Annotated in this window: 13 protein-coding genes; 7 read left to right on the forward strand and 6 right to left on the reverse strand. The window is 62.7% G+C overall.

All coding sequences use genetic code 11. From position 1 onward, the window contains the following. Both Q7O19_RS08910 and Q7O19_RS08915 read right to left on the reverse strand, forming a co-directional pair. A partial coding sequence (locus tag Q7O19_RS08910) for a helix-turn-helix domain-containing protein (protein ID WP_303809406.1) occupies positions 1–155 on the reverse strand: 155 nt, incomplete at its 3' end. Positions 156–394: 239 nt separating this feature from the next. Then, the gene (locus tag Q7O19_RS08915; protein ID WP_303810010.1) at positions 395–640 is read right to left on the reverse strand and encodes a hypothetical protein; all 246 of its coding nucleotides are present in this window, start codon (positions 638–640) and stop codon (positions 395–397) included. 354 nt (positions 641–994) lie between these two features. On the opposite strand from Q7O19_RS08915, the gene Q7O19_RS08920 reads away from it, so the two are divergent. After that, entirely contained in the window at positions 995–1,384 is a 390-nt protein-coding gene (locus Q7O19_RS08920) for a thiol-disulfide oxidoreductase DCC family protein (protein WP_303810011.1), read from the forward strand. An 88-nt stretch (positions 1,385–1,472) separates the two neighbouring features. Beyond that, positions 1,473–1,943, forward strand: coding sequence for a TspO/MBR family protein (locus Q7O19_RS08925; protein ID WP_369692459.1), 471 nt, complete (start codon positions 1,473–1,475; stop codon positions 1,941–1,943). A gap of 15 nt (positions 1,944–1,958) precedes the next feature. Here the strand turns inward: Q7O19_RS08925 and Q7O19_RS08930 are convergent, their stop codons facing one another. Together Q7O19_RS08930 and Q7O19_RS08935 are read right to left on the reverse strand one after the other, a co-directional pair. After that, positions 1,959–3,446 carry an NAD(P)/FAD-dependent oxidoreductase gene (locus Q7O19_RS08930; protein WP_303810013.1) on the reverse strand — a complete coding sequence of 496 codons (1,488 nt, stop codon included), beginning with the start codon at positions 3,444–3,446 and terminating at the stop codon, positions 1,959–1,961. Between the two features lie 136 nt (positions 3,447–3,582). Continuing rightward, the gene (locus Q7O19_RS08935; RefSeq protein ID WP_303810015.1) at positions 3,583–4,116 is read right to left on the reverse strand and encodes a GcrA family cell cycle regulator; all 534 of its coding nucleotides are present in this window, start codon (positions 4,114–4,116) and stop codon (positions 3,583–3,585) included. Positions 4,117–4,190: 74 nt separating this feature from the next. Between Q7O19_RS08935 and Q7O19_RS08940 the strand changes: the two genes are divergently transcribed. The 5 genes from Q7O19_RS08940 (at position 4,191) to Q7O19_RS08960 (ending at position 10,386) form a co-directional block, all read left to right on the forward strand. After that, positions 4,191–5,018, forward strand: coding sequence for an ABC transporter permease (locus Q7O19_RS08940; protein WP_303810055.1), 828 nt, complete (start codon positions 4,191–4,193; stop codon positions 5,016–5,018). 121 nt (positions 5,019–5,139) lie between these two features. Beyond that, positions 5,140–6,357, forward strand: a complete 1,218-nt coding sequence (locus Q7O19_RS08945; RefSeq protein WP_303810016.1) for an efflux RND transporter periplasmic adaptor subunit — start codon at positions 5,140–5,142, stop codon at positions 6,355–6,357. Continuing rightward, positions 6,357–9,473 carry an efflux RND transporter permease subunit gene (locus tag Q7O19_RS08950; RefSeq protein ID WP_303810017.1) on the forward strand — a complete coding sequence of 1,039 codons (3,117 nt, stop codon included), beginning with the start codon at positions 6,357–6,359 and terminating at the stop codon, positions 9,471–9,473. Before Q7O19_RS08945 ends, Q7O19_RS08950 begins: the two co-directional genes overlap by 1 nt. A 71-nt stretch (positions 9,474–9,544) precedes the next feature. Continuing rightward, positions 9,545–9,952 (forward strand): nuclear transport factor 2 family protein, encoded by a 408-nt coding sequence (locus Q7O19_RS08955; protein ID WP_303810019.1) that lies wholly within the window; start codon positions 9,545–9,547, stop codon positions 9,950–9,952. Between the two features lie 56 nt (positions 9,953–10,008). Continuing rightward, positions 10,009–10,386: a hypothetical protein gene (locus Q7O19_RS08960; protein ID WP_303810020.1), complete on the forward strand. Its 378-nt coding sequence runs from the start codon at positions 10,009–10,011 to the stop codon at positions 10,384–10,386. On the opposite strand, the gene Q7O19_RS08965 is transcribed toward Q7O19_RS08960, so the two are convergent. Together Q7O19_RS08965 and Q7O19_RS08970 are read right to left on the reverse strand one after the other, a co-directional pair. Beyond that, a complete protein-coding gene (locus Q7O19_RS08965) occupies positions 10,383–11,171 on the reverse strand; it encodes an enoyl-CoA hydratase/isomerase family protein (RefSeq protein WP_303810021.1) in 789 nt (262 codons plus the stop codon). The genes Q7O19_RS08960 and Q7O19_RS08965 overlap by 4 nt on opposite strands. Before the next feature lie 5 nt (positions 11,172–11,176). Next, positions 11,177–11,950, reverse strand: a complete 774-nt coding sequence (locus Q7O19_RS08970; RefSeq protein ID WP_303810024.1) for an SDR family NAD(P)-dependent oxidoreductase — start codon at positions 11,948–11,950, stop codon at positions 11,177–11,179. Positions 11,951–11,954: the final 4 nt, after the last annotated feature.

Genomic DNA, 11,954 nt, shown 5'->3' on the forward strand with positions numbered 1-11,954 from the left:
GGCATTACCTTTCCGGTACGCAGCGCAAGCTGCCGCCAGCGGATCGCGCTTGCAGCGCTCACCCCGAAGCGTGTCGCCGCTGCCCGGCAGGACAGCCCGCCGTCGATCGCTGCAATCACTCGTTCCCGCAAATCCACCGATAAGGCCCGCCCCATTCCTGCCGGCCTCCTTCACCAGCAAGGATTCTGAATCAGATCTCAGCCCGCTTGGGAATCCCTCATCGATTTAACGACGTCGAAATTCGCTCTAGATGGAGCATTTCCATGACGGGAGCTTTGACTGCGTCCGCTCTGTTCGATACACGGTCAGATATAAGCGTGTTGGGTAAAAGTAATATTCTTGGGTCGATCGAGATGAAGGTGGTTTTCTCGATCCGATCATCTCTCCTAGCAATTTATTCTAAAGGGTGTCGCTTGATAAAGCTGACATGAACGAAATCATCCATGACAAAACGCGTGTCAATACTCTGGCTACAATCATTTCCTCCTGTAATTGATATCATGCCGTTTCTAAGGATTTGATTTATTGATAATAATCTATTCTGGAGAATAGATGAAATATTTCTGCTGTCTGTAAAATGGTGGAAAGATAGATTGTGTTCTATTACCTTATTGATAATCTTTTCGATGGCTGCGGTCATAGCGGACTCCAGAATCGAGGTTTTGCGACAGTATCGTGCTTCATTAGAAATATTCAATATCCAAGAAGTATATGCTCAATGTCGTAGACCGATCCTTGCTTGAACCGCAGACATGTTGACGTAAGGATGTTTGGCTAAAAGGGGCGCCGGCCAGCCACTGTTGAGACAAGGCCGGCAATTAAATCTGCCTGATTAGCGCGGATCGATGTCGAAAATTGATCATTTCGGGCACACAGTATGCTTGTAAAGTGGGTGCAGGGGCCCAGCCCCTGCCCGCCGGAGGCCCTGCTTCCTCTGCAGCCCTGCGGCGAGGTGGGGTCTGGCGCCGTTTCTGCCTTTCACTATCAGAGAAGCATGATCGAAAATTCCGAAACGTCGGTGCTCTACAACGCCCAGTGCCCGGTGTGTCAGGTCGAGGTTGACCATTATGCGCGTTATGTGGGCGAGGCGGGGTTGCCGATCTGGTTTGATGATCTGAACACGGATGCGCTGCAGCGGTGGGGGATTGATGCCGATACTGCCGCGCGCAGCCTGTATGTGCAGCGGGGTGGGGTGATCGTTTCCGGTGTGCCGGCGTTCCTGCTGCTGTGGTCGCAGATGCCGCGTTATCGGTTGCTGGCGCGGATCGTGGGGTTGCCGGGGATCAGGCAGATTGCCAGCGCGGCCTATGATCATGTGTTTGCCCCGGCGCTGTACCGGCGGCACCGGCGCCGGCAGGGCAAGCGCAGCGCCGCCGGCGCATAGGGTAGAAGCCGCAAGGGGGGGCGATGGGGCCGCCCTATCTTGCCGGGCGTCGATGCTGCATGGAGGCGGTTGAAAGTGAGGCTCCGCCTTGTCCGAATTCAACCTGCCGCTTGCGAGTGCGATTATCTGGATGGTGGGCCTGTGCCTGGTGGGCGGGCTGATGACGCCGCGTGCCGATTGGTATGCCCGGCTGCGCAAGCCCGCATGGCAGCCGCCCGGTTGGGCGTTCGGGCCGGGGTGGACGATCATCCTTGGTTTGGCGGCATGGGCGGCGGTGCGTGCCTGGGATGCCGGTGATGCGGCGCAGCAGCGGGACGTGCTGATCCTGTTCGGGGTGAACGCCGTGTTCCACCTGGCCTGGAGCCCGCTGTTCTTCAAATTGCAGCGGCCTGATTGGGCGCTAATCGAAGTGCCGTTCCTCTGGGCCTCGGTGCTCGCGATGCTGATCGGGTTGTGGCCCATCGACAGCCAGGCGGCGCTGCTCATCCTGCCCTATCTGGCATGGGTGGGATTTGCAGCGTCGCTCAACTGGAAGGTGGTTGATCTCAACCCGCGTTGACGGGAAGGCCCTTGGCTATTCCGCCGCCTCCAGCACCCGTTCTGTCGCCACAGCGCCGGCCTTTGCAAACGCCATCTCGTCCGTCACCGGGCCTTCCATCAGTTCCTTGCGGTCGTACTTGTAATCAGCCGTCACCATCCACGGCGCGCGGTTGCCAGAGCGGGGCAGGGCATCGGCGCCGCGCTGGACGTAGCCGGATTGCAGATCCATCGCGAGCCGTTCCGGCACCACGTCTGCTGCGGGAGTGGGGGTGGCGATGTCCACGCCGGATTTGCGCATATGATTGAGCAGCCGGCAGACATAATCGGCGATGAGATCTGACCGGAGGGTCCAGCTGGCGTTGATATAGCCAAAGCTCTGGGCGAGGTTGGGGATGCCGGAGAACATCATGCCCTTGTAGGCCAGGGCATCGGCGGTGCGGCGGGTTTCGCCATCCACCGTGACGGTCATGCCGCCCAGCGCTTCCAGTTTCAGGCCGGTGGCGGTGACGATGATGTCGGCTTCGAGCAGCGTGCCGTTGTGCAAGCGGATGCCACCAGCCTCGAACTTCGCGATCTGATCGGTGACGATTTCGGCCTTGCCGGCGGTGATGGCGTTGAACAGATCGGCATCGGGCACGAGGCACAGGCGCTGATCCCAGGGGTTGTATCCCGGCGTGAAGTGGGTTTCGAGATCGTAATCGGCCGGCAGCAGTTTGGCGAGGCGTTTCAGCAGCAATTCCCGGACCTTGCCGGGGTTGTTTCGCGTTTGCTTGTAGAAATATTGGCCGAGCGTGACATTCTTCCAGCGCACGATGTCGTAGGCCATTTGCGCCGGCAGGAGCGCCTTCAGCGCATTGGCGATGGCGTCGCTGCCGGGGCGGGACACCATCCACGTGGGGGAGCGTTGCAGCATGGTGATGTGCGCGGCGGTATCGGCCATCGCCGGCACCAACGTGACCGCCGTGGCGCCCGATCCGATGACCACGACGCGCTTTCCTTTGTAGTCGAGCGATTCCGGCCAGAATTGCGGGTGGATGATCTGGCCCTTGAACTCGGCCTCACCCTCCCACGTGGGGCGGTGGCCCTGGCCGTAATTGTAGTAACCGCTGCACATGTAGAGGAAGCGGCAGGTGAGGGTGGCCCCGCCTTCATTGCTGTTTGTGGTGACCGTCCAGCGCGCGGCTTCGCTGTCCCACGCGGCGGTTGTCACCTTGTGGCCGAAGCGGATGTGCTGGTTGATGCCATGCTCGGTCGCGGTTTCGCGGATGTAGCTGCGGATCGATGGGCCGTCGGCGATGGCCTTGGCCGATTTCCACGGCTTGAAGCGGTAGCCGAGCGTGTACATGTCGGAATCAGAGCGGATGCCGGGATAGCGGAACAGATCCCAGGTGCCGCCGATGGCGTCGCGGCCTTCCAGGATGGCATAGGTTTCGTTCGGGCAATTCTGCTGAAGATGAACCGCCGCGCCAATGCCCGACAGGCCGGCGCCAACAATTAAAACGTCGAAATCAGTTGAACTCACGGCACTCGTCTCCCTTTACGCGAACGTAAAGCGAGGGCGGGCTGGCGGCAATGGGGCAAAACAGCGAGGGCGGCCACGAACCGGCACAGGCCGGCAGCGGCCGGCTACCGGCGGGGCGCGCCCGGCAATGACAGTTTCATCGGCGCGGAGCGCCGGGCAGGGGAGGCAACTGCCGCGGGCGATCCTTGCGTGGCATCTGCGCCTGATACGCCACCAAGCAATGATCATTGCAGTATGGGAAGCCGGCGTTGGACGGACGGCCGCAGAAATGGAAATCGGCATCGTCGGGATGGCCGATCGGCCACTTGCACACCTTTTCGTTCAGATCGAGCAGGGTGGTGCGGGTCTGCTTGCCGCCCTTGCTGACACCTGTGGCCGGCTTGCCGACAGGGCGCGCGGCCGGTGCTTCCATCGGCTTGATCGCTGGCGCACTGGCGGCCACCGGAGCCGGGGCGGGCGGTGGTGCAGCGGCGGCGGCGCGGGCAGGGGCCGGCGTGGCGTCGGTGGACTTCACCGGTGAAGGCCGGCTTTCCAGGCCCAGCCGGTGCGCCTTGCCGATCACGGCATTGCGGGTCACGCCTTCGCCCAGCATTTCGGCAATCTGGGTCGCGGTCATGCCGCCTTCCCAGCCCTGCTTGAGCTTTGCGATGCGTTCGTCGGTCCAGGCCATGGTGCGTCTTGCCCTCAGATAATCGGCGTCACCCCTTGGCAGGGCGCGCGTGCAATCGTAAGCCCCTAGCGATGATGAACGCTGAGAACAAGCTGCCAGCACACCCAGAGCCCGGGATGCCCGTGATTGCACGGCTCAACACGGAAGGGTTGAAGACCCTTTATCTGAAAGAGGTACGGCGCTTTTTCAAGGTGCAGCTGCAAACCATCTGGGCGCCGGCGGTCACCACGCTGATGTTCCTGGTGATCTTTGCCGTGGCACTCGGCCGCGGCGATATTCTGATCCTTGGGGTGCCTTATGCCGATTTCCTCGGCCCTGGCCTGATCGTGATGGGCATGATCCAGAACAGCTTTGCCAACACCTCGTCGTCCATCCTGGTGGCCAAGGTGCAGGGCTCGATCATCGATGTCCTGATGCCGCCGTTGTCGGCAGGGGAATTGATGCTGGCCTGGGTGGGCGGTGCGGTCACGCGTGCCTGGCTGGTGGGGCTGGCGGTGTGGATGGTGATGGCGGTGGCACCGGGCGTGAACGTGCCGATGAAGGATCCGCTGCTGGTGCTCTATTTTGGCACCATGGGTGCGATCCTGCTGGCGCTGCTCGGCATTCTCACCGGCGTATGGGCCGACAAGTTCGATCATGCCGCTGCGGCCACCAACTTTGTCATCCAGCCGCTCACCCTGCTGTCGGGCACTTTCTATGCCGTTGAACGGCTTGGGCCAACAGTGGCGGGAATTGCCCATGCCAATCCCTTCTTCCATGTGATCAATGGTTTCCGGGCCGGCTTCCTCGGCGTTTCGGATGGGCCGCTGGGTCAATCCGCACTGCTGCTGGCGCTGGTCAATGTCGCGCTGTGGTTCCTGTGCTATCGCGTGGTGAAATCGGGCTGGAAACTGCGCGCCTGATCCGGTGCTGTGCGGCAACGACGTATTTGCACTCAACGCCAAAGCCGCATAACGCACGGCATGCTCTAATTCGCGCGGGGGAAACCCCTGGGCAGCGCGTAAGGGTTTGGACTGTAAAACGATGATCATTGATGCCCCCCTCTTCCACCGTGGCGGCGCGCTTGCGCTTGCAGTGCTGCTTGCCGCCTGTTCCAGCGGCGAGGGCGATAATGCCGGCGGCAAGTCCGGCGGCGGCAAGCGGCCGCCGCAACTTGTGTCTGCCCAGGTCGCCGCCATGGAAGATTTTGCGCCCACATTGATGGCGCTCGGCACCGTCACCCCCAGCCAGAGCGTGGCCGTGCGGCCGCGCGGCGATGGTGAGATCATGTCGATTGCCTTCAAAGAGGGCGATAATGTTCGTGCCGGACAGCTGCTGTTCCGTATCGATTCGCGCCAGGCCAGGGCTGCGGTGGCCCAGGCAGAAGGCGAGCTGAAGGGCGCGATCGCGGCCGAGCGCCGCGCCACGCTGGATTATGAGCGGGCCGAGAAGCTGGTAGAGAAGGGCTTCGTATCGGCCGCCGCGCGGGATCTGGCCCGGGCAAATGCCTGGTCTGCCCGCAGCCAGATCGAAACCAACCGCGCCCTGCTGCAATCAGCGCAGGTGCAATTGTCTTTCCTGACTGTCACCGCGCCCATTTCCGGGCGCACCGGTGAACTTGAGTTCCGTCGGGGTGCCAACGTGCGCCAGGGCGATGCCACGCCGCTGGTGACGATCAACCAGATTTCTCCCATCCACGTGCGATTCCTGGTGCCGGCGGCCAATGTGCAACAGGCGCGCGCCGTGCAGGCCAGTGGCGGCGGCACTGTGCTGGCGCGGGATCGGCAGAGCGGCGAGGTGCTGGCCACCGGCCGCTTGGTGTTCCTTGATAATAATATCGATCCGGGCAACGGCGGCGTCGCGGCTCGCGCGGAATTCCGCAACGAAGGCGACGTGCTGTGGCCGGGCGCCGTTATCGATGTTGAATTCCCGCTGGAACGCGCAACGCCGCATATCACACTGCCCGAAGGCGCGGTGCAGACCGGCCGCGACGCCCCCTTCGTGTGGGCGGTTTCCGGTACTGCCAAGGCACCTGGCGCGAAAGGGTCCGGCGGCAAGGTGCAGATGCGCAATGTGGATATCGCGGGGCGCCTGCGCGGCAAGGTTTATCTTGCCGGAGGCGTAAAGCCTGGCGAACAGGTCGTGGTCGATACGCTTGCCCGCCTGAAAGAGGGGGACACTGTGCGCCTGAAGGGGCCAGACAAGCCCCAGTTGGCGGCCAGCCCTGATCGTCCAGCCGCGCCGGCCGGGAGCGCTGGCTGATGGGTTTTGTCCGCCTCTGTGTCGAGCGGCCGATCGCCACCATCCTTCTGACTCTTGCGGCCGTGTTCGGCGGCCTGTTAGGCTATCGCCAACTGGCGGTGTCGGCCCTGCCAGAGGTTGATCTGCCCACCATCCAGATCGAAGCCAGCCTGCCCGGTGCCAACCCCGGCATCATGGCGGCATCGGTGGCAACGCCAATCGAACGCCAGCTTTCCACCGTTGCCGGCATCGAACAGGTGCTGTCGTCCAGCAGCGCCGGCTCCACGCAGATCACCGTGCAGTTTGCACTCGATCGCAACATTGATTCCGCCGCGCTCGATGTGCAGTCCGTGCTGTCGGCGGTCACCCGCCGGTTGCCGCCGGAAATGCCCAATCCTCCCAGTTTCCGGAAGATCAACCCCGCGGATTCCCCGGTGATCATCCTAGCGGTGCGCGACAAGACGCGGGCCCTGAATGATCTGCAAACCCTGGTGGACAATCTGCTGGTGCCGCGGATTTCCACCTTGCCGGGCGTTGGCCAGGTGCAAACCTATGGGGATCGCCGCTATGCGGTGCGCATCCAGTTCGATCCCGCGGCGCTGGCCGCCCGCAACCTGACTGTCGATGATCTGCGCACCGCGGTGTCTGCGGCCAACAGCAATATCGCGGTCGGATCGATCACCGGCGGCGCGCGCAACTATGTTCTGGATGCCTCGGGCACGCTCGAAAAGCCGTCGGAATTTGCGAACATCATTATCGCCAATCGCAACGGCCTGCCGGTGCGGGTGGGGGATGTGGCCAGTGTGATCAGCAGCTATGAACGGCTGCGCGGTGGGGCGCGTTTCAACGGCGAACCCTCGCTCACCGTCGCGGTCAGCCGCCAGCCCGGGGCCAATGTGGTGAAGCTGGTGGATTCGGTTCGCGAAGTGCTGCCGTCCGTGCGTGAAGCCATGCCGGTTTCGGTGGACATCAGCGAGATCCTCGATCGATCGGAATCGGTACGCGAAAGCGTTTTCGACGCACAGGTGACGTTGGTGGGCACGGCCTTCCTCGTCATCCTGGTGATCTATCTTGTGCTGGGCGATGCGCGGGCCACGTTCATTCCGGCCATCGTGCTGCCGGTGGCTGCGATCGGCACGTTTGCGGGCATGTATTTCTTTGGCTTCACGCTCAACAATCTGTCGCTGCTGGCGCTCACACTGGCCACCGGCTTCGTGGTTGATGACGCGATCGTGGTGTTGGAGAATATCGTGCGCCACACTGAAGATGGCGAGGACCCGCGCAGCGCCGCCATCATCGGTGCCAACGAGATCAGTTTCACTGTTGTCTCGATCTCGGTCAGCCTCGTCGCCGTGTTCATCCCGCTGTTGTTCATGGGCGGCATCATCGGCCGGCTATTCAGCGAATTTGCCGTGACCATGACGATTTCGATCGCGGTTTCGGCTGTGCTGTCGCTCACCCTCATTCCGATGATGGCGGCGCGCTTGCTCAAATCCGGGCACCAGGAACCGGGACGCGTGGCCCGCATCACCACGGCGGCCTTTGCCCGCTTGACCGAACGCTATCTGAAGGCCTTCGACTGGGCCCTGCAGCACCGCAAGGTCATCGGCGGTCTTACCGTGGCTTCCGTTGCGGTGGCTGTGTGGGGGTTCATGGCTGTGCCCAAGGGCTTCTTTCCGTCGGAAGATACCGGCGTGGTGTTCTTCGGTACGGAAGGCGCGCCCGATCTTGGTTATGACGAAATGGCCAAGAAGCACGCCATTGCCGCCCGTAAGGTACAGGACGATCCAGCCGTTGCCCGCGTCAACGCCATCCTTGGCATGGGCGGTTCCAGCAGCGGTCGCATCTTTGCGCCGTTGAAACCGCCTGACGAGCGCGACGACATCGAAACCGTCCTGGCCCGCCTGCGTAAGGCAACCGCTGGTATTCCGGGCTATTCCGCCTTCCCAAATGTGCAGCAGAATTTGCAGCTGGGTGGCCGGCCGTCCGCGACCAACTATCAATATACCATCTCGGCCGTGGACAAGGATGAACTCTACGCCTTTGCCCCCCGCCTCGAACAGCGGATGCGTACCATCCCCGGCCTTGTGGACGTGAACAGCGATTATCAGCGCGGTGCCCGCCAGGCCTTTGTCGAGGTTGATCGTGACGCCGCCGCCCGGCTTGGCGTGCCCGTGGATGCCGTGCGCCGTGTGCTGCTTGCCGCCTATGGCAACCAGCAGATCAGCCGCATTTTTACCGATGCCGAAGATTATCAGGTGATCATGGAAATCGATCCCAAGGATCAGACCAACCCTGATGCCATCGGGCGGCTGAACGTGCGCGGCAGTTCGGGCGCATTGGTGCCGCTGGCATCTGTTTCGCGCATAACGGTGGGCGGGGCCCCGCTCACCATTTCGCACCAGAGCCAGCTGCCGGCCGTCACCCTCTCGTTCAACCTGTTGCCCGGTGTCGCGCTGAGCGAGGTGAAGCCGCTGATAGAGGCGGCCTCTCTCGAAATCGGCCAGCCCGCCGGCGTTTCCGGTGCGTTGGGCGGCAATGCGCAACAATTCGAAGCGTCCACCAAATCGATGCCGATCCTGTTCCTGGCGGCGATCATCGTCATCTACATCGTGCTGGGCGTGCTTTATGAAAGCTTCGTCCACCCAATCACCATTCTTTCGGGCCTGCCGGCGGCCGGCATTGGTGCGGTGATGTTCCTGTGGCTGTTCGACATGCCGCTGGACGTGATCGGCATCATCGGCGTCGTGCTGCTGATCGGGATCGTGAAGAAGAACGCCATCATGATGATCGATTTCGCCCTGGCCGGGCAGCGGGCCCATGGCTGGACTCCGGCCCATGCCATCCGTGAAGCCGCCGCCAAGCGTTTCCGCCCGATCATGATGACCACCTTTGCCGCCATGGCCGGCGCCGCCCCGCTGGCGTTGGGCATCGGTGCCGGTGCCGAACTGCGGCAGCCGCTGGGCATTGCCGTGCTCGGAGGCCTGATGGTGAGCCAGGTGCTCACCCTGTTCATCACGCCGGTCGTCTATCTCGGCATCGAAAGCGTGATGCAGTGGGTGCGCGAAAAGCGCGGTTCGGCCCAGGTGAAGGAACTGCCCGGAGCGGCGGTGTTCCGGCCCGAAGCCGCCGAGTAGCGCCCCTCCCGCTTGCGGGAGGGGCTGGTGGTGGGTTTCCGGGTTAAGCTCCGCATAAAAGGAGGCCATCCATGCCCACCATCGCCGAGAATGTCGCCCGCTGGCATGCCCACATCAAAAACCCCAACCATCAGGCGTTGTGGGACATGCTGCACCCGGATTGCGTGTTCGAAAGCCCTGTGGTGCACACGCCGCAGGCAGGTCGAGAGATCGTGTTCAAATATCTCGCCAGTGCCGACAAGGTGCTGGGCGGTGACGGTTTCACCTATCGCGGAGAATGGCTGAATGCCAACAGCGCCATCCTGGAATTTTCCAACACCATCAATGGGATAAAGGTGAATGGCATCGACATGATCACCTGGAACGATGCCGGCCAGATCACCCATTTCAAGGTGATGGTGCGCCCGCTGAAGGCCATCCAGATGGTGCACCAGATGATGGGCGAGATGTTGCAGAAAGTGGCCAGCCAACCGGCCTGAAGCCGCGACTCCGTGTCAGCGGGGCAGGGCATGGCGGCCTCTGCTATCGCTTTTGCATGCGCCGTTTGATCCTGCTTCTCCTGCCATTGGCCGCCTGCGCCCCGGAACCCGGGCCGGAACAACTCGCCGCCCACCGCGCCGAAGCCATGCTGCACGCCGCCGGCCATGCCAATGCCACGCTGCTGGCACCGCTCGCCGGCCTTGATGGCGAAGGCCAGCCCGGCGTTTGCGGCCTCATCGAAACCCGTTCTGGCCCAGTGCGGGTCGTGGTAGCGCTGGCCACGGGCAGTGTGCGCACCGGTGTGCTCGCTACCCAAGGCGCCCACCGGGCTGATCTGGGCGAAGGGCGCTATTGCAGCGAGCCTGCATTGAAGCGTTGGGAGGCTGTGAAGAAGGGCGATCCCATCGGCTTGATGGCGCGGATCGGCGCCTAGGCGGAATAATTCGGCGGGCGCTTCTCCAGAAACGCTGCCAGCCCTTCCTTGAAGTCATCGCTGGCCGCGCACATCAGCTGGTTGCGGTTTTCGAGCGCGATCGCCGCCTCCAGACTGGGGGCATCGATGGCAAAGCCCAGGCCTTCCTTGGTCATCCGCAAGCCAATGGGCGAAGTGGCCAGCATCTCCGCCACCAGCGCTTCGCCGGCGGTTTCCAGTTCGGCATCGGGCACCACCTGGCTCACCAGGCCGGTGGCCAGTGCGCGATCGGCGTGGATGAAGCGACCGGTCATCATCAATTCGGCGGCCAGGCTGGCACCCACCAGCCGCGGCAGGAAATAGGATGTGCCCATGTCGCAGCTGGAAAGCCCCAGCTTGATGAAGGCGGCATTCATGCGGGCGCTTGTCGCGGCAATGCGGATGTCGCTGGCCAGCGCAAAGGCGAAACCGCCGCCACAGGCCGCGCCGTGGATCAGGCTGATGATCGGCTGCGGGCAGCGCCGCATCTTCACATACACATCAGCCAGCCAGCCCTGAAACCCGAAGCCGCCGGCAAAGGGTGCTTCATGCGTGCCCTGAGCCTTGATGTCTAGCCCCGCGCAATAAGCGCGGCCGGCGCCCTTCATCACCACGATGCGGGTGTGGCGGGCGTTGAACAGTCGGCCGAAATAATCCGAAAGGTCGGCCACCATCTGGTTGTTGATGCTGTTCAGCGTGTCGGGGCGATTGAGCGTCAACCAATCAACCGGGCCGCGCTGTTCGATGCTGATGGTTTCATAGGTCATGCTGCTCACCTGTTCGATTGCCCATCATCGATCTTGATCACCGTGCCGGTCACCGCTTCGCTGACTGGGGCGACAAGATAGAGCAGGGTGGAATCCATCATCGCCGGATCGCCCAGTCGCTTGCGGCGGAAGCTTTGCGTGATGTCGCCCATCCGGCTCAGCATGCCGTCCATCATCTCGCTGGCAAAGGCGCCCGGCGCGATGCCGTTGACGTTGATCGGATAGCGCGCCCATTCCACGGCCAGCACCTCGGTCATCCGCACCACGGCGGCCTTGGTCATGCTGTAGAGCGCCGCTCCGTGCCCCTGATATTCGAACGCCGCCATCGACGCGATGTTGACGATGCGCAGCGGCTTGCCATCGGCAATGCGGCGTGCGGCAAGGCTGGTGGACAGCAGCCACGGCGCGTTCACGTTCACCGCCATCACCTGATTGTAGAGTTCGGGGCTGAGCTTGTGGGCGCGTGCGGCATCGGGAATGCCGGCATTGTTGATCAGTATCGACACCGGCCCCATTGCGGCTTCCACCATTTCGGCAAGAGCAAGGCACTGCGCCTGATCCGCCACATCGATCTGGAAGGCGCGGGCGGTGCCGCCGGCCGCAGTGATCTCGGTAACCAACGCGTCCAGCTTGTCAGTCCGGCGCGCGCACAGCGCCACGCTGGCTCCGGCCACGGCCAGCACCCGGGCAAAGCGCGCGCCCAGGCCGGACGAAGCGCCGGTAACGATGGCAATCTGGCCGGTAAGATCGTGTGACGCGTTGGGCAACGGAAAGCTCATGATC

Origin of the sequence: Sandarakinorhabdus limnophila DSM 17366, from assembly GCF_945882885.1 — a bacterium.
Taxonomy (GTDB): domain Bacteria; phylum Pseudomonadota; class Alphaproteobacteria; order Sphingomonadales; family Sphingomonadaceae; genus Sandarakinorhabdus; species Sandarakinorhabdus limnophila_A.

What these genes read in the sequence shown, in the direction of transcription:
- Q7O19_RS08915 (WP_303810010.1), bottom strand. Translation starts at nt 640, where the DNA reads ATGACCGCAGCCATCGAAAAGATTATCAATAAGGTAATAGAACACAAT.
- Q7O19_RS08920 (WP_303810011.1), top strand. Translation starts at nt 995, where the DNA reads ATGATCGAAAATTCCGAAACGTCGGTGCTCTACAACGCCCAGTGCCCG.
- Q7O19_RS08935 (WP_303810015.1), bottom strand. Translation starts at nt 4,116, where the DNA reads ATGGCCTGGACCGACGAACGCATCGCAAAGCTCAAGCAGGGCTGGGAA.
- Q7O19_RS08940 (WP_303810055.1), top strand. Translation starts at nt 4,191, where the DNA reads ATGAACGCTGAGAACAAGCTGCCAGCACACCCAGAGCCCGGGATGCCC.
- Q7O19_RS08945 (WP_303810016.1), top strand. Translation starts at nt 5,140, where the DNA reads ATGATCATTGATGCCCCCCTCTTCCACCGTGGCGGCGCGCTTGCGCTT.
- Q7O19_RS08950 (WP_303810017.1), top strand. Translation starts at nt 6,357, where the DNA reads ATGGGTTTTGTCCGCCTCTGTGTCGAGCGGCCGATCGCCACCATCCTT.
- Q7O19_RS08955 (WP_303810019.1), top strand. Translation starts at nt 9,545, where the DNA reads ATGCCCACCATCGCCGAGAATGTCGCCCGCTGGCATGCCCACATCAAA.
- Q7O19_RS08960 (WP_303810020.1), top strand. Translation starts at nt 10,009, where the DNA reads ATGCGCCGTTTGATCCTGCTTCTCCTGCCATTGGCCGCCTGCGCCCCG.
- Q7O19_RS08965 (WP_303810021.1), bottom strand. Translation starts at nt 11,171, where the DNA reads ATGACCTATGAAACCATCAGCATCGAACAGCGCGGCCCGGTTGATTGG.
- Q7O19_RS08970 (WP_303810024.1), bottom strand. Translation starts at nt 11,950, where the DNA reads ATGAGCTTTCCGTTGCCCAACGCGTCACACGATCTTACCGGCCAGATT.